Here is a 20,909-nt window from a genome sequence, read left to right on the forward strand (position 1 = left end):
GATGCACTTTGAGGACTACGACAATGATTATTTACGGTGTGGCGCTGTTGGCGATTTGTACGCTGACAGGGGTGATCCTGGGCGACATGCTCGGGGTATTGCTGGGCGTCAAATCCAATGTGGGTGGGGTCGGCATCGCGATGATCCTGCTGATCTGCGCGCGGCTATGGACACAAAAGCGCGGCGGCATGACCAAGGACTGCGAAATGGGCGTCGCCTTCTGGGGCGCCATGTACATCCCCGTGGTGGTTGCGATGGCCGCGCAACAGAACGTCGTTACCGCCCTGCATGGCGGCCCGGTGGCGGTGTTGGCGGCCATCGGTTCGGTGGTGCTCTGTGGCTGCACCATCGCGCTGATCAGCCGGACGCACAAAGGCGAACCCTTGCCCGATGAGCCAGCTGAAGTCACGCCGCTTGGCACGCCAGTAGGAGGCCGCTGATATGTGGGATCTCATAAAGAGCGGCCTGGAACATAACGGCCTGGTCACGGCGTTTGCCTTCGTCGGCATAATCATGTGGGTGTCGGTGGTGCTGTCCAAGCGCCTGACCTATGGGCGGGTCCATGGCTCGGCAATTGCCATTGTCATCGGCCTGGTGCTGGCCTGGGTGGGCGGAACCATGACTGGCGGGCAGAAAGGCCTGGCGGACCTGTCGCTGTTTTCCGGCATTGGCTTGATGGGCGGCGCCATGCTGCGGGACTTCGCCATCGTCGCCACGGCGTTCGAGGTGCAGGCCACCGAAGCGAAAAAGGCCGGGATGATCGGGGCCATCGCGCTGCTGCTGGGCACGATCCTGCCGTTCATCGTCGGCGCAAGCATTGCCTGGGTGTTCGGGTATCGCGATGCGGTCAGCATGACCACCATCGGCGCGGGCGCGGTGACCTACATTGTCGGGCCTGTGACCGGTGCGGCGATTGGCGCCACGTCGGATGTGATGGCGCTGTCCATTGCGACCGGCTTGATCAAGGCGATCATCGTCATGGTCGGCACTCCCATGGCGGCTCGCTGGATGGGCCTGGATAACCCACGCTCGGCCATGGTGTTCGGTGGTCTGGCCGGTACGGTGAGCGGCGTGACGGCAGGCTTGGCGGCGACGGATCGGCGGCTGGTGCCGTATGGCGCGTTGACGGCGACCTTCCATACCGGGCTTGGGTGCCTGCTGGGGCCGTCGTTGCTCTACTTCATTGTTCGCGGAATTGTCGGTTAAGCGGCATTGCTTAGGGTGGCGAGGGAGCTTGCTCCCGCTCGGGTGCGCAGCGCCCGCTCTTTTGGGGCTGCTGCGCAGCCCAGCGGGAGCAAGCTCCCTCGCCACAAGATCTCAAGCCTGGCGATTGGCATACATCCGGCACTCGGCCAACAGCGCCAGCAGGTTCGGATCGCGCTCCTTGGCCTTCAGGAATACCACGCCGATGTGCTGTTGCAGCCGGTACTTTTCCTGCAACGGGATCAGTTTCACCCGGTTTTCATACACCGCCGCAATCCGCCCCGGCAGTAACGCATAACCGACCCCGGAGCTGACCATGCTCAGCAGGGTGAAGATATCGTTGACCTGCATCGCCACTTTCGGCTCGAACCCTGCCTGCTTGAAAACCCGGACGCCGTCCTGGTGCGTGGCGAAGCCCTGGGTCAGGGTGATGAACGTCTCGTCCCGCACTTCGGCCAGGTCCACTTCGGTCCGCTGGGCGAAGGGTGAATCGGCTGGTGTGGCAAGGAAAATATCATCGGAAAACAGCGCAATGTGCTCGCAGTCAGGGTCGTTGACGCTGTCGTCCAGCGACACCAGGATCGCGTCGACTTCCATGTTCTTGAGCTTGTACAACAGGTCGATGTTCGAGCCCATGATCAGGTCGATATTGAGTTCGCTGCGGCGAATCTTCAGGCCCATGATCAATTGGGGTACGGTCTTGACCGTCAGCGAATACAGCGAGCCGAGCTTGAAGCGCTCGGCGGAAAAACCGGCGGCTTCGCGGGTCAGGCGCACGCTTTCGACCACGTCCTGGATCAGTTTCTGCGCCCGTTCCTCCAGCACATAGGCGCTTTCCAGCGGCGTGAGGTTGCGGCCTTCGTGCTTGAACAGCGGACAACGCAGGGCGCTTTCCAGCGAATGGATGGCCCGGTGCACGCTGACGTTGCTGGTCTGCAACTCCGCCGCCGCCCGCGCCAGGTTGCCGGTGCGCATGAAAGCCAGGAACACCTCGAGTTTCTTCAGGGTCAATTCTTCGTCGATCAACATGGGGCAGGCTCTTATTCGTATGGCCTGATTGTGCCCCAACCGACTCTTGCGGTGAGGAAATAACCGTGGCGAGGGAGCTTGCTCCCGCTTGAGTGCGCAGCGCTCACAGATTTTTAGGGCGGCTGCGCCCGAAACGTCGGACCGACCCAGCGGGAGCAAGCTCCCTCGCCACAGAGACCTCACGCTCTTGAATGTTAGGTAGCTTGAGCAAACCATTGCACTTTGCAGCGCCAAGCCTGAGCCTTGGCGCCTGTTTCGCAAATTGAGGTGGGATGGGATGTATCACGGGGAACGACTCAACGCCTGGACGCACCTGGTCGGGGCGGTGGCGGCTTTTATCGGCGCGGTGTGGTTGCTGGTGATTGCCGGGATGGCCGGCGATCCATGGAAGATCGTCAGTGTGGCGATTTACGGGTTCACTTTGCTGGTGCTGTACAGCGCTTCGACGGTTTACCACAGCGTGCGCGGGCGCAAAAAGGCGATCATGCAAAAGGTCGATCACTTTTCGATCTACCTGCTGATCGCCGGCAGCTACACGCCGTTCTGCCTGGTAACGTTGCGCGGGCCCTGGGGCTGGACCTTGTTCGGGATCGTCTGGGGCCTGGCGCTGATCGGAATCTTGCAGGAGATCAAGCCGCGTTCCGAAGCGCGAATCCTGTCGATCGTGATCTACGCCGTGATGGGCTGGATCGTGCTGGTGGCGGTCAAGCCCTTGCTGGCGGCCCTGGGCAGTGCCGGGTTTGCCTGGCTGGCCTCGGGCGGCGTGCTGTACACCGTGGGCATCATCTTTTTTGCCCTCGACCATCGGCTGCGCCACGCCCATGGCATCTGGCACCTGTTTGTCATGGCCGGCAGTTTGCTGCACTTCGTGGCGATTCTGTTCTACGTGCTCTGAGCGGTCGCGAACAGGCGATCAAGTTGCGCCTGGGCCTGGCTGGCGAAGATTTCCAGCAACGCGCCCACGGTATGGGCGGGTGCCTCGTTGGCCCGGGTCACGGCGTACAGGGTAATGGGCAACGGCGGCGACAACGGCCGGATCGCCGTGAGGGTGTCCGAGGCGCCCAGGGCCGTGAACGGGTCGATCACCGCCAGCCCGGCACCCGACTCGACCATCGCCCTGGCCAATGAATACGTCTGCACGGAGATGCTGATGCGCGGCGGCGGTTCCACAGACTTCAGATAACCGTCCAGCTTGGCCGACAGTGGGTCAGCGCTGGACAGGCCGATCAACGGTGCTCCGGCCAGCTCCTGTAACGGCATCGGCTGACCCACTGCCGCGTCCCCCCAGTAACCGCTCGGCGCCAGGGCCACCAGCACGCCGTTGGCCAGGGCCTGGGCCTTGAGCCCGGGGTGTTCGGGCGGTTGCAGAGTCAGGGCGACGTCGATTTCGCGCATCAACAGGTTTTGCACCAGCTCGCGGCTGTGAGCGCTGGACAGTTCACAGGCGATGTCCGGGTAGCGGCGGGTCCATTGGTGGATCGCTGCCGGCATCAACGACAAGGCCAGGGCCGGTGTCGCGCCGATCCGCAGGCTGTGCCCCGGCTCGCGGCGCAGGCTCTGGGCCAACCGTCGCACGCCTTGCAGGCTTTCGCTAACCTTGTCGACTTCACGCTCCAGCTCCAGCGCTTCCGGCGTGGCCTGCAACTTGCCGCGCACCCGCAGGAACAGCGCGAACCCCAGCTGTTGCTCGGCATGCTGCAACACTTTGCTTACCGCCGGTTGCGAGACGTGCAGCAGTTGCGCGGCGCCGCTGATGGAGCCGGTCTGGCGGATGGCCTGGAAAATCTCGATGTGGCGAAGGCGCATGACGGGCCCATAACCTTTGTTTATAGGAGGGCTATCTTTATTCATTGTTCGAGCACTGTCACCTGCTCCTAATCTGCGCCTATCGGAAACAGATGTGAGGCGGACATGGTTCAGCGGGTATGCATCATTGGCGGCGGCGTGGTCGGCTTGGCGACGGCTTATGCGCTGGTTCGCGACGGCATCGACGTGACGTTGGTGGAGGCCCGGGCTGCGCTGGGCAGCGAAACCAGTTTCGCCAATGGCGGGCAGTTGTCCTACCGCTATGTCGCCCCATTGGCGGATGCCGGCGTGCCCTGGCAAGCGCTGGGCTGGATGCTGCGCACGGACTCGCCGCTCAAGCTGCGCCCCCGCCTGGACCCGGCGCAGTGGCGCTGGATGGCCGCGTTCATCGGTGCCTGCCGGAGCTCGGTGAACCGGCGCAACGGCAGCCACCTGCTGCGCCTGGCACTGTTGAGCCAAGCCACCTTGCAGGGTTGGCGTGAAGACGACGGCCTCGACGGTTTCGACTGGCGGCGCAACGGCAAGCTGGTGACGTTCCGCGACGCCGGGCATTTCCAGCGGGCGCGGCAAGGGCTGGCGGACAGCGCTCATCAACAAGTGCTTGGCCCCGCTGAATGCGCGAGCCTGGAACCGGCCCTGGCTGATGTACCGTTCGTGGGCGGGATCTATACGCCGGATGAAGAAGTCGCCGATTGTCACGCCTTTTGCCAGCGATTGGCGGCCCGCCTGCGCGCTTCGGGGCGTTGCGAATTCCTGTTGGGACATCCGGTGACTGCCATTGACCATGGCGCTGGAACGGTCCGGGCCGTTGAATTGAACGGACAACAGTTGCCGGTCGAGCACTTGGTGATCGCCGCCGGCCACCGCAGCGCCGCGCTCGCATTGCCCGATTTGCGCATGCCGCTTTACCCGCTCAAAGGCTACAGCCTGAGCGTGCCCATCGGCGCGCAGCATCGGGCGCCGGAGCTGAGCATCACCGACTACGACCGCAAGATGGTCTACGCGCGCATCGGCGAACAGCTGCGCGTCGCGGCGATGGTGGACATCGTTGGTTTCGACCCGTCACCGGACCCCAAGCGCCTGGCCCTGATCAAACGCCAGGCCGTGGAGACCTTTCCCCTGGCCGGGGATTATGCCCATGCGATCGAATGGGCCGGCATGCGCCCGGCCACTCCCAGCGGCGTACCGCTGATCGGCGCCACCGGCTACCGTAACCTATGGCTCAACCTCGGCCATGGCGCCTTGGGTTTTACCCTGGCCTGCGGCAGCGCCCGCTTGCTCAGCGAGCTGATCCGCCGACGCCCGCCTTCCATCGATTTGCAGGGCCTCACGCCCCGCGTTGCCTGACCCACCCCCAACGGAGAATAACAATGCAAAAAATCACGTTGATCGGCTGCACCCTGAGCCTGCTGTTGACTGTCCAGGCCCACGCCAATGAGGCGCCCCAGAGCGGCACGCTGGAGAAAATCGCCAGCTCCCATAGCATTACCTTGGGTTATCGCGATGCTTCGGTGCCGTTTTCCTATGTGGGTGACAGCAGCGGCAAGCCGATGGGTTACTCGGTGGACCTGGCGAGCAAGATCGTCGAGCGTATCCAGAAACAACTGGCGCTGCCGCAACTGCAAGTCAAATACAACCTGGTCACTTCCCAGACCCGCATCCCGCTGGTGCAAAACGGCACCGTGGACCTGGAGTGTGGCTCTACCGGGGTGACCGCCGAGCGACAGAAACAAGTGGCGTTTTCCTACGGCTTCATCTATGTGAAGGGCCAACTGCTGACGGCCAAGGACAGTGGCATCAATAGCTTCGCCGACCTGCGCGGCAAGAACGTGGTAACCACCGCCGGGACCACCAATGAACGCTTCCTGAAAAGCTACAACCAGGACAACAAGCTCGACATGTTCGTCATCAGCGCCAAGGACCACGGCGAGGCCTTCCAGATGCTCGAAACCGGGCGTGCGGCGGCGTTCTACATGGACGATGCGCTGCTCTATGGCGAGCGGGCCAAGGCCCGTGATCCGCACAAATGGGTGGTCGTAGGCCAAGAGCAGTCGCGGGAAATCTACAGCTGCATGGTGCGCAAGGACGACCCGCAATTGCTGGCGCTGGTCAACGCGACCCTGGCGGATCTGTACAAGTCGGGAGAGATCAACGACATCTACGACCGTTGGTTCCAGAAACCGATCCCGCCCAAGGGCTTGAACCTGGAATTCCCGATGACCAGCGAGTTGAAGGCGATCATTGCCAAGCCGACGAGTGATCCGGTGCAGTAAGTCATCCGGATATCCACGGGGCCACTGTGGGAGCGGGCTTGCTCGCGAAAGCGGTGCGTCAGTCACTATTTATGCTGGCTGACACACCGCGTTCGCGAGCAAGCCCGCTCCCACGAGTGATCTTCGGCGGCTGCGAAGCCTGCGATGACTAGAAATCCCCCCACAACTGCTGCGCCACTGCCAACGCCACCACAGGCGCGGTTTCGGTGCGCAGTACGCGGGGGCCGAGTCGGGCGGCGTGGTAGCCAGCAGTCTTGGCCTGTTCGACTTCGGCATCCGACAGGCCGCCCTCGGGGCCGATCAGGAACGCCAGCGTCGACGGCTTGGCGTGGCTGACCAGCGGTTCGGCGACGGGGTGCAGCACCAGCTTCAGCTCGGCCTCGGTCTGCTTCAGCCAATCGGCCAACAGCAGCGGCGGATGGATCAGCGGCACGGTGGAGCGCCCGCACTGCTCGCAGGCGCTGATCGCCACCTGGCGCCAGTGCAGCAGGCGTTTATCGGCGCGCTCGTCCTTGAGGCGTACTTCGCAGCGCTCGCTGAATATTGGCGTGATCTCGCTGACGCCCAGTTCGGTGGCTTTCTGGATGGCCCAATCCATGCGCTCGCCCCGCGACAAACCCTGGCCGAGGTGGATATGCAGCGGCGACTCAACCTGCCCGGCGAACTGATCGTCCAGTTGCACCCGCACGCGTTTCTTGCCGACCTCGGCCAGCGTGCCGCGAAACTCCTGGCCGGAGCCGTCGAATACCTGCACCGCATCGCCTTCGGCCATACGCAGCACACGGCCGATGTAATGGGCCTGGGCTTCGGGCAACTCGTGATCACCGAGGCTCAGCGGGGCGTCGATGAAGAAGCGGGACAGTCTCATGCTTAGTTCTCTATTGAATCTGAATTCGACATTGCGGCGAGGGTGCTTTTGTGGCGAGGGAGCTTGCTCCCGCTCGGCCGGGCTGGCGCTCCAGGGCGCAGCGCCCGCTCTTCTTTAGGGCCGCTTCGCAGCCCAGCGGGAGCAAGCTCCCTCGCCACAGAGAATTGCCTGTCAGCCTGGATCACGGAACCCCGGATGGAAGTCCTTCGGCACCGCCACGCTGACCTTGTCCCGGGTCGCGATGTCGATGCCTTCGCTGGCCACTTCGGCGAGGAAGTCGATCTGCTCGGGCGTGATGACATACGGCGGCAGGAAATACACCACGCTGCCCAGCGGGCGCAGCAACGCACCGCGCTCCAGGGCATGCTGGAACACCGCCAGGCCACGTCGCTCCTGCCACGGATAGGCGGTCTTGCTGGCCTTGTCCTTGACCATCTCGATGGCCAGGACCATGCCGGTCTGGCGCACTTCGGACACGTTCGGATGGTCGGCCAGGTGCGCGGTGGCGCTGGCCATGCGCTGGGCCAGGGCCTTGTTGTTTTCGATGACGTTGTCTTCTTCGAAGATATCCAGCGTCGCCAGGGCCGCCGCGCAGGCCAGCGGGTTGCCCGTGTAGCTGTGGGAATGCAGGAAGGCGCGCAGGGTCGGATAGTCATCGTAGAAGGCGTTGTAGACCTCATCGGTGGTCACGCACGCCGCCAGCGGCAGATAGCCGCCGGTCAGGGCCTTGGACAGGCAGAGGAAGTCCGGCGTGATGCCGGCCTGCTCACAGGCGAACATCGTTCCGGTGCGGCCGAAGCCCACGGCGATTTCGTCATGGATCAGGTGCACGCCGTAGCGGTCGCAGGCCTCGCGCAGCAGCTTCAGGTACACCGGGTGATACATGCGCATACCGCCCGCGCCCTGGATCAGCGGCTCGACGATCACCGCCGCGACGGTGTCGTGGTGTTCGGCCAGGGTCTGCTCCATGGCGGCGAACATCGTGCGCGAGTGCTCCTCCCAGCTCACGCCCTCGGGGCGGTGGTAGCAGTCGGGGCTGGGCACCTTGAGGGTATCGAGCAGCAGCGCCTTGTAGGTTTCGGTAAACAGCGGCACGTCGCCCACCGACATCGCCGCGATGGTTTCGCCGTGGTAGCTGTTGCTCAGGGTGACGAAGCGCTTCTTGTCCGGTCGGCCGCGATTGATCCAGTAGTGGAAGCTCATCTTCATCGCCACTTCGATGCAGGACGAGCCGTTATCGGCGTAGAAGCATCGGGTCAGGCCATCGGGCGTCATCTTCACCAGGCGCTCGGACAGTTCGATCACCGGCTGATGGCTGAATCCGGCGAGGATCACATGTTCCAACTGATCGACCTGATCCTTGATCCGCTGGTTGATGCGCGGGTTGGCGTGGCCAAACACGTTGACCCACCAGGAGCTGACGGCATCAAGGTAGCGCTTGCCTTCGAAGTCTTCCAGCCACACGCCTTCGCCGCGCTTGATGGGGACCAGCGGCAGCTGTTCATGATCTTTCATCTGGGTGCAGGGATGCCACAGCACCGCGAGATCCCGTTGCATCCACTGGTTATTCAGGCCCATTTACAGTCTCCTCGAGGCGGCTCGCGGCGGGCGCGGGCAAAACAATCGCGCAAGCCTATGCAATGGCGGCCCTGGGGACAACCCATTGTGTCGTACCGGCTACTTTGGGCGAGGCGATAGACGTCGCTGGCGGCGTTTTGATGGCTGACGTATTCTTCGCCGTTCTCTGAGCCGCCTGGCTCCAATAACTGAAATTTCCTACGTTTTATTCCGGAGTTCGTTGAATGTCTGCTGGTTGGCTGCGCGCCTGTGCGCTGGTGATGATAGGGCTGTTCAGCGTTTCGGCGCTGGCCAAGGACAAACAACCGACGGCCATCGTCATCGGCGGTGGACTGGCGGGGCTCACGGCAGCCTACGAGTTGCAGAACAAGGGCTGGATGGTGACGCTGCTCGAAGCCAAGCCTGACCTGGGCGGCCGCTCTGGCATGGCCACCAGCGAGTGGATCGGCAATGACAAGACCCAGCCGGTGCTGAACAAATACGTTTCCACATTCAAGCTGAGCACCACGCCGGCACCGGAATTCGTGCGTACCCCCAGCTACCTGATCGACGGCACCTACTTCACCGCCGCCGACCTGGCGACCAAGCAGCCAGCCACCGCCGAAGCCATCAAGCGCTACGAAACTACCCTGGACGACCTGGCGCGCTCCATCGAGGACCCGCAGAACCCGGCTGCCAACAGCACCTTGCATGCCTTGGACCAGATCACCGTGTCCAACTGGCTCGACCGCCTGCAACTGCCGGCCACTGCGCGACAACTGGTCAACCAGGAAATCCGCACCCGCTACGACGAACCTTCGCGCCTGTCGCTGCTGTATTTCGCACAGCAGAGCCGGGTCTATCGTGGCGTGGCCGACCGCGACCTGCGGGCCTCGCGCCTGCTCGGTGGCAGCCCGGTATTGGCCCAGGCGTTCGTCAAGCAACTGAAAACCATCAAGACCAATTCGCCGGTATCGGCCATTAACCAGGACAAGGACGGCGTGACCGTCAAGGTCGGCAGCGTTGGCTATCAGGCCGACTATGTGGTGCTGGCCGTGCCTTTGCGGGCCCTGAACAAGATCCAACTGACGCCGGCCCTGGATGCCCAGCATCAAGGCGCGATCAAGGGCACCAACTACGGTTGGCGCGACCAGATCATGCTCAAGTTCAAGACCCCGGTCTGGGACAGCAAGGCGCGCATGTCGGGCGAGATCTACAGCAACGCAGGCCTGGGCATGATGTGGATCGAGCCGGCCATGAAGGGCGGCGCCAACGTCGTCATCAACCTGTCCGGCGACAATGCCCGGGTGATGCAGGCCTTCGGCGACAAGCAGATGGTCGACCAGGTGCTGATCCGCCTGCACGCGTTTTATCCACAGGCCCGTGGCGCCTTTACCGGCTATGAAATCCGTCGCTACAGCACCGATCCCTCCATGGGCGGCGCCTACCTGGCCTTTGGTCCCGGCCAGATCAGCAAATACTGGCGCCTGTGGGAAAAACCATTGCAGCGCGTAGCCTTTGCCGGCGAGCACACCGACACCCTCTACCCTGGCACCCTTGAAGGCGCCCTGCGCAGTGGTCAGCGGGCAGCCAGCCAGGTTGAAGACCTGGCCGCGGGCAAGTCGTTCGAACCAGCCAAGGTCGTTCCGGCCGCGACGGCGGCAGCGGCCGGTGCAGTGGCGGCGAAGAAAGGCAACTTCTTCACCAATCTGTTCGGTGGCTCGGATGACGACAAGAAGCCGGAGCCGGTCAAGGCCCCCGAGCCGGTCGCGCCCACTCCGGCCCCAGCCCCAGCGCCGGTACCCGCTCCAGCGCCGGTTGCGCCACCTGCACCTGCGGCACCGGTAAAAGCCGAGCCGACCAAAAAGGCAGCGGCCAAAGCCACGCCGAAGAAATCGACAGCCAAGACCCCGGCTAAAAAAGCCCCGGCAAAGGCCCCGGTGAAAAAGGCAGAGCCAGCGAAGAAGCCAACGGCGAAACCGGCAGCGACCCCTGAGACCCAGGCTCAATAACGTTCAGGCGTAAAAAAAAAGCGCGGCCCTGAGGTCGCGCTTTTTTTTGCCTATTCATCAGCGCGAAATATCCGGCCTGCTTGGGCAGTGCTCTACCTGAGCTTGCTCGCGATGAGGTCCCTACGGACCCCAACGGCTGCCTGTGCCCTCGCCATCACCCATCATTTATTCTTTAATCTTTCCTTAACCCACCCCCACCAGACTGATGATCGTATTTCTCGATATTTCAAAGCGAAATTTTCCGCTTTAAATCGATAGATAACTCGCTAGTCTTGGTCGCAGTTTTTACAGGATATGAGCAATGCAGCTACGCAACTCTGCTTCTCGTTATGGCTGGGTCAGCCTCGTTCTGCACTGGGGCGTCGCGCTGGCGGTGTACGGGCTATTCGCCCTGGGCTTGTGGATGGTCGGTCTGGATTACTACAGCACTTGGCGAAAAGACGCGCCGGACCTGCACAAGAGCATTGGCCTGGTGCTGCTCGCGGTCATGTTGCTGCGAGTGATCTGGCGTTTTGTCAGCCCGCCGCCCTCGACCCTGCAAAGCTATGGCCGCCTGACGCGTATCAGCGCCAAGCTTGGTCATAGCGCACTGTATCTCGGGTTGTTCGCCGTGATGATCGCTGGTTACCTGATTTCCACCGCAGACGGTGTCGGGATTCCGGTGTTTGGCCTGTTTGAAGTACCCGCGCTGGTGTCCGGACTGCCCGATCAGGCAGACGTCGCTGGCGAGATTCACCTGTACCTGGCGTGGGCGTTGGTCATTTTTTCCGGCCTTCATGCGTTGGCAGCACTGAAACACCACTTTATTGACCGTGACGCGACCCTCAAGCGAATGCTGGGGCGCCAAGCCTGATGTTCAACCTCGACTCCAAAGGAATATAAAGCATGTTGAAAAAGACGCTCGCCGCCCTGGCAATCGGTTCTGCACTGTTGTCGGCCGGCCAGGCCATGGCCGCCGACTACGTCGTCGACAAGGAAGGCCAGCACGCCTTCGTCGACTTCAAGATCAGCCACTTGGGCTACAGCTACATCACCGGTACCTTCAAGGACATCGACGGCAAGTTCAGCTTCGACGCCGCCAAGCCTGAAGACAGCAAGATCGAGTTCAACGTGCGCACCGCCAGCGTGTTCACCAACCACGCCGAACGCGACAAGCACATCGCCAGCAAAGACTTCCTGGAAGTTTCCAAGTACGCCGATGCCAAGTTCGTGTCGACCAGCGTCAAGCCTACCGGTAAGAATGCTGCCGGCAAGGACACTGCCGACGTGACCGGCGACCTGACCCTGCACGGTGTGACCAAGCCAATCGTGGTCAAGGCCACTTTCCTGGGTGAAGGCAAGGATCCATGGGGCGGCTACCGTGCCGGCTTCGAGGGCACCACCAGCATCAAGCGTTCCGATTTCGGCAAAATGATGGACCTGGGTCCACAATCCGACGCCGTTGAGCTGTACGTGTCGTTTGAAGGTGTCAAAGCGAAGTAATCTTCGCACTGACAAAAAACGCCCCTGGTCTTGCGATCAGGGGCGTTTTTTATTGCCACGTGAAAATCAAACAAACAGCGCAATCCCCTTTGGGAGCTAACGCTGTTCATTTAAGAAAGATGACGGATCTGTGGCCAGAGATTGCTCCCGCTCGGCTGCGAAGCAGTCGTAAACCGGCGGGTGCGGTGTGTCTGATGCTCCGCATTTTGCAGATTTTGGGGCCGCTTCGCGGCCCAGCGGGAGCAAGCTTCCTCGCCACGGGTTCGTCGATTGCCTTATGAACAGCATTACCCTATGGGAGCGGGCTTGCTCGCTCCCGCATTCAGGTTAGTGGCGCCCGAATGAAAATGCCCCAGGTCGCAAGACCTGGGGCATTTTTCAAGGCTTGGAAAAACTCAGCGATTGCGGGTCAGCAACGCTGGCTTCTCGCCCCGTGGGCGGCTAGGCAGTTGATCCAGTTGCTCAGGCGTCGGGAAGCGATCGGCTTTCGATTCCTTGTGCATGATCTTGGGCTGGTTGCCACGCGGGTTCTGTACGGCCGGTTCCGGGCGAGGCTGCTCGTCACGGGCCGGGCGGCGAGGGCGAGTGTCGTCGCGACGAGCCTGGCCGTCACGGGGTGCGCCGTTACGTGGGCCGCTGCGCTTGGCCGGCGGGGTGCCGGTGGACGAGCCGTTGCTGTTGCGTGGCCCGTTCTGGCGACCTTGTGGCTGGCCGCCGCGCGGGGCGCCTGCACCTGCTGCGCCTGCCGCCGGGGCACCTGGGCGGCGACCGCGACCTTGGGCCGGTTTCTGCTGCGGTACGTAGTCGACGCGGTTACCAAAGTTATCGACATCGTCGTCCAGGAACTCGTCCGGGGCACGATCAGCCGCGGGGCGTGGTGCCGGACGCTGTTGTTCACGAGCCGGGGTACCTTCGCGGGGCTTCTGTTCGCGAGCCGGGCGTTCGCCACGGCTGTTGCTGGCAGGTTTTTCCTTGCCCTTGTCCTTGCCTTTGTCTTTGCGACCGCCGCCACCGCCTGTGCCATTCGGACCGTCACCGCGTGGACCGCGAGCATTGCGTGGGTTACGCACGTCCGGACGTTCACGCACTTCAGGCTTTTCGGCCTCGATAGTGCTGGCGTCGAAGCCCATCAGGTCGCCGTCGGCGATTTTCTGCTTGGTCATGCGCTCGATGCTTTTGAGCAGTTTTTCTTCGTCCGGCGCGACCAGCGAGATCGCTTCGCCCGAACGACCGGCCCGGCCGGTGCGGCCGATACGGTGCACATAGTCTTCATCGACGTTTGGCAGCTCGAAGTTGACCACGTGAGGCAACTGATCGATGTCCAGGCCACGGGCGGCGATGTCGGTGGCAACCAGGATGCGCACTTCGCCGGCCTTGAAATCAGCCAGGGCCTTGGTGCGAGCGTTCTGGCTCTTGTTGCCATGGATCGCCACGGCCGGCAGGCCATGCTTGTCCAGGTATTCGGCCAGGCGGTTGGCGCCATGCTTGGTGCGCGTGAACACCAGGACCTGTTCCCAGGCGCCAGCGGTGATCAGGTGTGCCAGCAGTGCACGCTTGTGGCTGGCTGGCAGGCGGAATACGCGCTGCTCGATGCGCTCGACCGTGGTGTTGGGCGGCGTCACCTCGATGCGTTCCGGGTTGTGCAGCAGCTTGCCGGCCAAGTCCGTGATGTCCTTGGAGAACGTCGCCGAAAACAGCAGATTCTGGCGCTTGGCAGGCAGGCGGGCGAGGACTTTCTTCACGTCATGGACGAAGCCCATGTCGAGCATGCGGTCGGCTTCGTCCAGCACGAGGATTTCAACGTGGGACAAGTCGACACTGCCCTGGCCGGCCAGGTCGAGCAGGCGGCCGGGGCAGGCCACGAGCACATCGACGCCACGGGCCATGGCCTGAACCTGGGGGTTCATGCCGACACCGCCGAAAATGCAGGCGCTGACGAATTTCAGGTCGCGAGCATAGATCTTGAAGCTCTCGTGCACCTGGGCAGCCAGTTCGCGGGTGGGGGTCAGGACCAGCACGCGCGGTTGGCGCGGGCCATGACGCTGGGATTTGTCTGGGTGACCGTTGGGAAACAACCGCTCCAGGATCGGAAGGGCGAAACCGCCGGTTTTACCAGTACCTGTCTGTGCCGCGACCATCAGGTCGCGACCTTGCAACACGGCGGGAATGGCCCGCTGTTGCACTGGGGTAGGCTGGGTGTAGCCGGCGGCTTCGATGGCGCCGACTAAAGCCTCGGAGAGACCGAGGGAAGCAAAGGACATGAGTAATCCTGTTCTAGTGAGGGCCTGGCCCAATGGGATAGTCTTGCCCGGCGCGAATGACGTTCAATTAAAAGACGTCATCCCGTCCGGTCCTGCCGGGTCTGAAAAGCGAGTCCGGACAAGGCTCGCGCGGGCTGGAAGCTGCGCTGTAGCGGTGTCGGGATGCCTTTTGCAAGACCGGGCGTCCGGGCGTGAGCCTGGCGGGAAGGCCCGAGTATAACAGAGCAAACGCCGCGCGCCGCTTTCCTGCTGCTCAACGGTTTATTTCAGTCTGGGCCGGGTCGGGTGGCGCAGCCTTGGCAATCGGGCCGGCGCCATAGCGGGCGCTCAGCTCGGCATAGCCCGGTTCGCGCTTGAACCGCTTGAGTTCGGCGCCAAAACGCTGCACCAGCAAATCCATCCCGGCGTTGCGCCGCACCGCCAGGTACTGGCTCTGACGGCTGACCACCAGCGGGTTTTCGGTAATTTGGTCGCCCAGTCGCATTTGCTCAAGCAGATGCCGGCCCACCCTGCGGTCGGTGATGAGCAGGTCGATGCGGCCCAATTGCAACTTCCCGAAATTGGCTTCGTGGGTCGGTGCTGTTTCACGCTCGAACAGCGGCGACTCACTGAATGCCTGGCTGTACAAGTAACCGGGCGACGTCCCGACAGTCAGGCCTCGCAGGTCATCGAGGGTACGAAACGGGTGGGGCCGGGCATTGGCATAGAACATCACGAACTCCACATCCGACAGCGGCTCGCTGGGGTAGAGCAGCGTGGCTTCGCGCTCGTCACTGTGAAAAATGTCCAGCGCACCGTCCGCGAGGCCTTGCTCCAGCATCGCCAGGCAACGCTTCCATGGCAGGAACTGCCATTCCACGTCGATACCCAGGCGCTTGAACACAATGGCGGTGGTTTCGTAGTCCAATCCCAGGGCCTTGCCGTTCTCTTCGTAGACGTATGGCGCCCAGGGTTCAGTGACGATGCGCAACTTCTCGGCCCGGGCAACCATGCTCAGGCACAAGAGGAAAATAATAGTCAGTAGGTGGGCAATGACGGGCATGGCCTGAGGTTACGACGAGAGCTCATCAAATAGCTAGAGCGCTCTGGCCTGCGCCTCAGTTGTCCTTTGCCTGCATCAGGTGTTGGTAGATGGCTGTGCGGCGTTCACCGAGTACCAGGCGGATCAGTGGATGATCGAGCCAGTGTTTGAGCTCGTGATCCGGTAATGGCTTTTTCAGGCGATTTTCGAGGTTTTCCAGGGCTTTTTCCCACCAGACCGGGGCGCACGCCTGATCGAACTGATTGGTGTGGCGGTAGCAACCATAGAGAATCTCACGCATGAATTGCCGCTTATGACGGGGTAGCGCCAGGGTGATCAATTTATAAGCCAGGCGCTGAAATGTCGGGGGCCTGGGCAGCGTAGCGGTGACTTGTCCGGTTTCATCCAATGCTTGCTGGCAGAGGGGCGCGGCACCGTGTTTGTCGAGCCAGGCCTTGGTCTTGGCGCGAAACAGTTGCTTGCGACTCCAGTAATGATGGATCAGGTCGGGGCATTCGCGCACCTGCACCGAGCGATAGGCGGCCACCGACAGGCAGAATTCCTCCAGGGTGTAGGCACCCTTCGCCAGCGGGTAAAGCTCATCCATCAAGGCGATCGAGCGATCCAGTACGGACGCGTCCACGTAGGTGAGGCCGATCACTCCAGAGTTCAGCAAGGGCATGTGGTCGTCGGCCAACTGCCGTTGGCGCAATGTGTCTGCCAACGTCAGGTAGAGCACCGAGTCCTTGTTGGCGCCATAAGGCAGACCAAAGGCGTTGCACAGCAACGTGCCCGGCCGGATACGGCGGAACAGATCGAGGGGGGAGCTGTGGAAGAACGTATCGGTGTCGATCAGCAGTGCTAACTCGACCTCTTCCAGCACTTTTTGCATCACCACATGCTTGGCACGGAAGTGATATCCGTGGGGCTCGATCCAGGCCTGGCGGGTTTCGTGATCCAAGGGGCGCAATCGTACCGGCAGCCCTTCGTACGGCGCGGGGTTATCGGTGAACACCTGGATATCCAGCGCTTCGCCCGGGGTCTTGCGCAGACCGGCCAACGCACTGGCTATGCTGAACAGCGCTTCCTGGTGATAGGTCTCGGCCCCGTAGACCAGATAAATGAGTTGGGGGGTCGTTAGCCTGTGACCATTGGGCATCTACTGCATTCCTCCAGCTTTCTTGGGTAGAAAAAAAGGCCTTGGTGTTCGCCAAGGCCTTCTTGTACCTGCGAATTAAGTCATTAACGTGGCAGTTTAAGATTGTTCCAGACGGCGAGGCTGGGTTCGGCCTGATTAAGGGTATAGAAATGCAGCCCCGGCGCACCGCCCTGCAACAAACGCTCACACATTTGCGTGATGACTTCCTCGCCGAAGCTTTGGATGCTGGAACTGTCATCACCGTAGGCTTCCAGCTGCTTGCGGATCCAGCGCGGGATTTCTGCACCGCACGCGTCGGAAAAGCGCGCAAGCTTGCTGTAATTGGTGATCGGCATGATTCCCGGCACCACAGGAATATCGACACCCATCTTGCGGATACGCTCAACAAAATAGAAATAACTGTCGGCATTGAAGAAATATTGCGTGATCGCACTATTGGCGCCGGCTTTGGCCTTGCGCACGAAATTGAGCAGATCGTCTTCGAAATTACGCGCCTGGGGGTGCATTTCCGGGTAGGCGGCCACTTCGATGTGGAAATGCTCCCCGGTTTCTTCTCGAATGAAGCTCACCAGTTCGTTGGCATGGCGCAGCTCGCCGCTGGCCATGCCCATGCCGGAGGGCAGGTCACCGCGCAGGGCGACGATGCGATTGATGCCCGCGGCCTTGTATTGCGTCAGCAGGCTGCGCAGGTCTTCCTTGCTGTCACCCACACAGGACAGGTGAGGTGCGGCCGGGACTTTGACTTCGCTTTCGAGCTGCAACACGGTGTTCATCGTGCGGTCACGGGTCGAACCGCCGGCGCCATAGGTGCAGGAGAAGAAGTCGGGGTTGTAGCTGGCCAACTGACGGGCAGTGGCGATGAGTTTTTCATGCCCAGCATCGGTCTTCGTCGGGAAGAACTCGAAGCTGTAGCGACGGTCTTGGGACATGGTCATATCCTTGGAAACTCGTAGGGCTGAAAGCCTGGCGCATCCCAATGTGGGAGCGGGCTTGCTCGCGAAGGCGGTTCATCATTCAACATTGATGTCGCCTGATCCTCCGCCTTCGCGAGCAAGCCCGCTCCCACAGGGAGAGCAGGCAATAGAGCCGATCAGTAGCGGTAAGCGTGCGGCTTGAACGGGCCTTCGACGGTGACGCCGATGTAGTCAGCCTGTTGCTTGGTCAGTTGGGTGACCACGCCGCCGAAACCGCGGACCATTTCCAGGGCCACTTCTTCGTCGAGTTTCTTGGGCAGTACTTCCACGGTCAGGCGCTCGGCTTTCTGGGCTGGCGACAGGTCGGCGTATTTCTGGCCGAACAGGAAGATCTGGGCCAGGACCTGGTTGGCGAACGAGCCGTCCATGATGCGGCTTGGGTGGCCGGTGGCATTGCCCAGGTTAACCAGGCGGCCTTCGGCCAGCAGGATCAGGTAGTCGTCGTTCTGTGGATCGAAGCTGCCGGTGCCGGTGCGGTGAACCTTGTGGACCTGTGGCTTCACTTCTTCCCACGCCCAATTCTTGCGCATGAAAGCGGTGTCGATTTCATTGTCGAAGTGGCCGATGTTGCAAACCACGGCGCGCTTCTTCAGGGCCTTGAGCATGTTCGCATCGCAGACATTGACGTTACCGGTGGTGGTCACGATCAGGTCGATCTTGCCCAGCAGGGCCTTGTCGATGCTGGCTTCGGTGCCGTCGTTGATCCCGTCGACGAACGGCGAAACCAGTTCGAAACCGTCCATGCAGGCTTGCATGGCGCAGATCGGATCGACTTCCGATACCTTGACGATCATGCCTTCCTGGCGCAGGGACTGGGCCGAGCCCTTGCCCACGTCACCGTAGCCGATCACCAGCGCCTGCTTGCCCGACAACAGGTGGTCGGTGCCGCGCTTGATGGCGTCGTTGAGGCTGTGACGGCAGCCGTACTTGTTGTCGTTCTTGCTCTTGGTCACCGAGTCGTTGACGTTGATGGCCGGGATCTTCAGCTCACCCTTGGCCAGCATGTCCAACAGACGGTGTACGCCGGTGGTGGTCTCTTCGGTGACGCCGTGAACCTTGTCCAGCACGGCTGCGTACTTCTTGTGCAGCAGCTCGGTGAGGTCGCCGCCGTCGTCGAGGATCATGTTGGCATCCCACGGCTGGCCATCCTTGAGGATGGTCTGCTCCAGGCACCACTCGTATTCCTGCTCGGTCTCGCCTTTCCAGGCGAACACAGGGACACCGGCGGCGGCGATGGCGGCAGCGGCCTGGTCCTGGGTCGAGAAGATGTTGCAGGACGACCAACGTACTTCGGCACCCAGGGCAACCAGGGTTTCGATCAGCACGGCGGTCTGGATGGTCATGTGGATGCAGCCGAGGATCTTCGCGCCCTTGAGCGGCTGCTCGCCGGCGTATTTGCGGCGCAGGCCCATCAGGGCTGGCATTTCGGATTCGGCGATGATGATTTCGCGACGGCCCCAGGCGGCGAGGGACATGTCGGCGACTTTGTAGTCGGTAAAATCTGCAGGCGTGATAACAGCGCTCATGAAGAGCCTCCATTCGTAATGTATGCGAATGGGCGCCGTTGTGCGTTTAGTGTCGGTGCGGGTAGCCCCGTACAGACAACGCCCCATCCGAGCCTGACAGGTCGAACCTGCTGCAGCGCCCCTCGGACAGGTGGCGGGAACGGCCCAAAGCGTGGGCCGAAGTAAAGCGGGGCGATTATAACGGGCTAATCGGATCTTCCAAAGGGTTTCTGTCGGCAAATCAAAACTGCCGATAGCTGTCATAGGGCTCGCGACCTAGAGCCTGACCGCCCGGTCTGCCATGATGCGGCTATTCATCGGCCAGACGCTCAGGAGTGAACATGAATTTCCACACCCGCAAATGGGTCAAGCCCGAAGACCTCAACCCCAACGGCACGCTATTCGGCGGCAGCCTGTTGCGCTGGATCGACGAAGAGGCGGCGATCTACGCCATCGTCCAGTTGGGCAACCAGCGCGTAGTCACCAAGTACATCTCGGAAATCAATTTCGTCAGCGCCTCGCGCCAGGGCGACATCATCGAGCTGGGTATCACCGCTACCGAATTTGGCCGCACGTCCATCACCCTGACCTGTGAAGTGCGCAACAAGATCACCCGCAAAAGCATCCTGACGGTGGAAAAAATGGTCTTCGTCAATCTCGGCGAAGACGGCTTGCCCGCGCCCCATGGCCGGACGGAGATCAAGTACGTCAAGGATCAGTTCCAGGACGGCATCACCAGCGAGTGAGAGGCGGCTTCAGGCCCCCGTGAACATTGGCCCACACTGAACAGCTCCGGACGCCGCGTGTCGTAGGTACATCACGCCACCGGTTCAGGAGCTGTATGGATACCCACGAAGAAGGCAAGACCCCTGACCTTTCGGCCCAGGAGCAACACGAAGTCGACCGCAACCAGCCGCCGCGGGCGGCGGTGCTGCATGAAATCATCCGCACCCAGGGCAATCAGGAATTGGAGCGCAGTATTGCCGCGCTCTGGTGGTCGGCCCTGGCGGCGGGGTTGACCATGGGCCTGTCGCTGATGGCGATGGGGTTGCTCAACTCGCGGTTGCCGGATCACGAAGGCTTCAAGGTGATCGCCAGTTTTGGCTACTGCGCCGGTTTTCTCGCGGTGATCCTGGCTCGACAGCAATTGTTCACCGAAAACACCCTGACTGCCGTGTTGCCGGTCATGAGCAACCCCACGCTGGCCAATTTCGGCCGGCTGCTGCGGCTGTGGGGCGTGGTGCTGGTGGGCAACCTCTGCGGAACCTTGCTGGTGGCGTACGTGATGCTGCACCTGCCGATTTTCGACAAGCCCACCGACCAGGCATTCCTGGAGATCGGCCGCAAGGTCATGGAAAACGACACCGGCCAGATGTTCGCCAAGGGCATCATTTCTGGCTGGATGATCGCCACCATGGTCTGGATGATCCCGTCGATGGAAAGCGCCAAGATGTGGATCATCACGCTCATCACCTACTTGATGGCGCTGGGCGATTTCACCCACATCGTGGTCGGCTCGGCCGAGGTGTCGTATCTGGTCTTTGCCGGGCAACTGTCGTGGGAGGACTTCTGGCTGGTGTTCGCCGGGCCGACGTTGGCGGGGAATATCATCGGTGGCAGCTTTATTTTTGCGCTGATCAGCCATGCGCAGATTCGTAGCGAAGTGAGCCTGCCCAGAGGTAAGCCATCTGCTGCGCCAGCGCGGCGCAGCGACTCGGAGTAGGGGGAGCCGATTTATAGGCTCCCGGTGGGCGTGGCG

Annotated in this window: 18 protein-coding genes, 1 pseudogene and 1 riboswitch; of the genes and pseudogenes, 10 read left to right on the forward strand and 9 right to left on the reverse strand. The window is 61.8% G+C overall.

Annotated elements, in window-relative coordinates; genetic code table 11:
* The first annotated feature begins 23 nt into the window (after positions 1-23).
* Both madL and madM read left to right on the forward strand, forming a co-directional pair.
* Complete coding sequence (gene madL, locus AD663_RS02105; RefSeq protein WP_033045882.1) at positions 24-440, forward strand: malonate transporter subunit MadL; 417 nt, start codon at positions 24-26, stop codon at positions 438-440.
* A 1-nt stretch (position 441) separates the two neighbouring features.
* Entirely contained in the window at positions 442-1,206 is a 765-nt protein-coding gene (gene madM, locus AD663_RS02110) for a malonate transporter subunit MadM (protein ID WP_003177520.1), read from the forward strand.
* Between the two features lie 111 nt (positions 1,207-1,317).
* Here the strand turns inward: madM and AD663_RS02115 are convergent, their stop codons facing one another.
* The gene (locus AD663_RS02115) at positions 1,318-2,232 is read right to left on the reverse strand and encodes a LysR substrate-binding domain-containing protein (protein WP_003177521.1); all 915 of its coding nucleotides are present in this window, start codon (positions 2,230-2,232) and stop codon (positions 1,318-1,320) included.
* Between the two features lie 277 nt (positions 2,233-2,509).
* On the opposite strand from AD663_RS02115, the gene AD663_RS02120 reads away from it, so the two are divergent.
* Complete coding sequence (locus AD663_RS02120; protein WP_003177522.1) at positions 2,510-3,127, forward strand: hemolysin III family protein; 618 nt, start codon at positions 2,510-2,512, stop codon at positions 3,125-3,127.
* Here AD663_RS02120 and AD663_RS02125 read toward each other — a convergent pair.
* Positions 3,115-4,038, reverse strand: a complete 924-nt coding sequence (locus AD663_RS02125; RefSeq protein WP_003177523.1) for a LysR family transcriptional regulator — start codon at positions 4,036-4,038, stop codon at positions 3,115-3,117. The two genes, AD663_RS02120 and AD663_RS02125, sit on opposite strands and share 13 nt — an antisense overlap.
* Before the next feature lie 105 nt (positions 4,039-4,143).
* Between AD663_RS02125 and AD663_RS02130 the strand changes: the two genes are divergently transcribed.
* Together AD663_RS02130 and AD663_RS02135 are read left to right on the forward strand one after the other, a co-directional pair.
* Positions 4,144-5,385, forward strand: coding sequence for a D-amino acid dehydrogenase (locus AD663_RS02130; protein ID WP_053213185.1), 1,242 nt, complete (start codon positions 4,144-4,146; stop codon positions 5,383-5,385).
* Positions 5,386-5,408: 23 nt separating this feature from the next.
* Positions 5,409-6,311: a transporter substrate-binding domain-containing protein gene (locus AD663_RS02135; RefSeq protein ID WP_003177525.1), complete on the forward strand. Its 903-nt coding sequence runs from the start codon at positions 5,409-5,411 to the stop codon at positions 6,309-6,311.
* Positions 6,312-6,459: 148 nt separating this feature from the next.
* Here AD663_RS02135 and AD663_RS02140 read toward each other — a convergent pair whose 3' ends face one another.
* Together AD663_RS02140 and AD663_RS02145 are read right to left on the reverse strand one after the other, a co-directional pair.
* Entirely contained in the window at positions 6,460-7,179 is a 720-nt protein-coding gene (locus AD663_RS02140) for a 16S rRNA (uracil(1498)-N(3))-methyltransferase (protein WP_053213186.1), read from the reverse strand.
* Between the two features lie 171 nt (positions 7,180-7,350).
* Positions 7,351-8,757, reverse strand: coding sequence for an adenosylmethionine--8-amino-7-oxononanoate transaminase (locus tag AD663_RS02145; protein WP_053213187.1), 1,407 nt, complete (start codon positions 8,755-8,757; stop codon positions 7,351-7,353).
* 224 nt (positions 8,758-8,981) lie between these two features.
* Here AD663_RS02145 and AD663_RS02150 point away from each other — a divergent pair, with 224 nt between their 5' ends.
* The 3 genes from AD663_RS02150 (at position 8,982) to AD663_RS02160 (ending at position 12,230) form a co-directional block, all read left to right on the forward strand.
* Positions 8,982-10,748 (forward strand): flavin monoamine oxidase family protein, encoded by a 1,767-nt coding sequence (locus AD663_RS02150; protein WP_053213188.1) that lies wholly within the window; start codon positions 8,982-8,984, stop codon positions 10,746-10,748.
* A gap of 301 nt (positions 10,749-11,049) precedes the next feature.
* Positions 11,050-11,601 carry a cytochrome b gene (locus tag AD663_RS02155; RefSeq protein ID WP_003177529.1) on the forward strand — a complete coding sequence of 184 codons (552 nt, stop codon included), beginning with the start codon at positions 11,050-11,052 and terminating at the stop codon, positions 11,599-11,601.
* A 32-nt stretch (positions 11,602-11,633) separates the two neighbouring features.
* On the forward strand, positions 11,634-12,230 hold the full coding sequence (locus tag AD663_RS02160) for a YceI family protein (RefSeq protein WP_053213189.1): 597 nt from the start codon (positions 11,634-11,636) through the stop codon (positions 12,228-12,230).
* A gap of 395 nt (positions 12,231-12,625) precedes the next feature.
* Here AD663_RS02160 and AD663_RS02165 read toward each other — a convergent pair whose 3' ends face one another.
* The 5 genes and pseudogenes from AD663_RS02165 to ahcY form a co-directional block, all read right to left on the reverse strand.
* On the reverse strand, positions 12,626-14,491 hold the full coding sequence (locus AD663_RS02165; protein ID WP_003177531.1) for a DEAD/DEAH box helicase: 1,866 nt from the start codon (positions 14,489-14,491) through the stop codon (positions 12,626-12,628).
* A gap of 231 nt (positions 14,492-14,722) precedes the next feature.
* Positions 14,723-15,533, reverse strand: a pseudogene (locus tag AD663_RS02170) (substrate-binding periplasmic protein); the annotation flags it as partial.
* Positions 15,534-15,588: 55 nt separating this feature from the next.
* Entirely contained in the window at positions 15,589-16,671 is a 1,083-nt protein-coding gene (locus tag AD663_RS02175; RefSeq protein ID WP_003177533.1) for a hypothetical protein, read from the reverse strand.
* 83 nt (positions 16,672-16,754) lie between these two features.
* Positions 16,755-17,600, reverse strand: a complete 846-nt coding sequence (gene metF, locus AD663_RS02180) for a methylenetetrahydrofolate reductase [NAD(P)H] (RefSeq protein ID WP_003177534.1) — start codon at positions 17,598-17,600, stop codon at positions 16,755-16,757.
* A gap of 161 nt (positions 17,601-17,761) precedes the next feature.
* Positions 17,762-19,171 carry an adenosylhomocysteinase gene (ahcY, locus tag AD663_RS02185; RefSeq protein ID WP_003177535.1) on the reverse strand — a complete coding sequence of 470 codons (1,410 nt, stop codon included), beginning with the start codon at positions 19,169-19,171 and terminating at the stop codon, positions 17,762-17,764.
* Between the two features lie 23 nt (positions 19,172-19,194).
* Positions 19,195-19,301: riboswitch (S-adenosyl-L-homocysteine riboswitch) on the reverse strand.
* Positions 19,302-19,491: 190 nt separating this feature from the next.
* Here ahcY and AD663_RS02190 point away from each other — a divergent pair.
* A complete protein-coding gene (locus tag AD663_RS02190) occupies positions 19,492-19,896 on the forward strand; it encodes an acyl-CoA thioesterase (protein WP_003177536.1) in 405 nt (134 codons plus the stop codon).
* A gap of 95 nt (positions 19,897-19,991) precedes the next feature.
* Positions 19,992-20,873 carry a formate/nitrite transporter family protein gene (locus AD663_RS02195; protein WP_003177537.1) on the forward strand — a complete coding sequence of 294 codons (882 nt, stop codon included), beginning with the start codon at positions 19,992-19,994 and terminating at the stop codon, positions 20,871-20,873.
* Positions 20,874-20,909 lie beyond the last annotated feature (36 nt).

Source organism: Pseudomonas sp. Q12-87, assembly GCF_001269755.1.
Taxonomy (GTDB): domain Bacteria; phylum Pseudomonadota; class Gammaproteobacteria; order Pseudomonadales; family Pseudomonadaceae; genus Aquipseudomonas; species Aquipseudomonas fluorescens_S.

Excerpts from the sequence above, each read along its gene's own strand:
- madL (WP_033045882.1), top strand. The coding sequence starts at position 24 with ATGATTATTTACGGTGTGGCGCTGTTGGCGATTTGTACGCTGACAGGG.
- madM (WP_003177520.1), top strand. The coding sequence starts at position 442 with ATGTGGGATCTCATAAAGAGCGGCCTGGAACATAACGGCCTGGTCACG.
- AD663_RS02115 (WP_003177521.1), bottom strand. The coding sequence starts at position 2,232 with ATGTTGATCGACGAAGAATTGACCCTGAAGAAACTCGAGGTGTTCCTG.
- AD663_RS02120 (WP_003177522.1), top strand. The coding sequence starts at position 2,510 with ATGTATCACGGGGAACGACTCAACGCCTGGACGCACCTGGTCGGGGCG.
- AD663_RS02125 (WP_003177523.1), bottom strand. The coding sequence starts at position 4,038 with ATGCGCCTTCGCCACATCGAGATTTTCCAGGCCATCCGCCAGACCGGC.
- AD663_RS02130 (WP_053213185.1), top strand. The coding sequence starts at position 4,144 with ATGGTTCAGCGGGTATGCATCATTGGCGGCGGCGTGGTCGGCTTGGCG.
- AD663_RS02135 (WP_003177525.1), top strand. The coding sequence starts at position 5,409 with ATGCAAAAAATCACGTTGATCGGCTGCACCCTGAGCCTGCTGTTGACT.
- AD663_RS02140 (WP_053213186.1), bottom strand. The coding sequence starts at position 7,179 with ATGAGACTGTCCCGCTTCTTCATCGACGCCCCGCTGAGCCTCGGTGAT.
- AD663_RS02145 (WP_053213187.1), bottom strand. The coding sequence starts at position 8,757 with ATGGGCCTGAATAACCAGTGGATGCAACGGGATCTCGCGGTGCTGTGG.
- AD663_RS02150 (WP_053213188.1), top strand. The coding sequence starts at position 8,982 with ATGTCTGCTGGTTGGCTGCGCGCCTGTGCGCTGGTGATGATAGGGCTG.
- AD663_RS02155 (WP_003177529.1), top strand. The coding sequence starts at position 11,050 with ATGCAGCTACGCAACTCTGCTTCTCGTTATGGCTGGGTCAGCCTCGTT.
- AD663_RS02160 (WP_053213189.1), top strand. The coding sequence starts at position 11,634 with ATGTTGAAAAAGACGCTCGCCGCCCTGGCAATCGGTTCTGCACTGTTG.
- AD663_RS02165 (WP_003177531.1), bottom strand. The coding sequence starts at position 14,491 with ATGTCCTTTGCTTCCCTCGGTCTCTCCGAGGCTTTAGTCGGCGCCATC.
- AD663_RS02175 (WP_003177533.1), bottom strand. The coding sequence starts at position 16,671 with ATGCCCAATGGTCACAGGCTAACGACCCCCCAACTCATTTATCTGGTC.
- metF (WP_003177534.1), bottom strand. The coding sequence starts at position 17,600 with ATGTCCCAAGACCGTCGCTACAGCTTCGAGTTCTTCCCGACGAAGACC.
- ahcY (WP_003177535.1), bottom strand. The coding sequence starts at position 19,171 with ATGAGCGCTGTTATCACGCCTGCAGATTTTACCGACTACAAAGTCGCC.
- AD663_RS02190 (WP_003177536.1), top strand. The coding sequence starts at position 19,492 with ATGAATTTCCACACCCGCAAATGGGTCAAGCCCGAAGACCTCAACCCC.
- AD663_RS02195 (WP_003177537.1), top strand. The coding sequence starts at position 19,992 with ATGGATACCCACGAAGAAGGCAAGACCCCTGACCTTTCGGCCCAGGAG.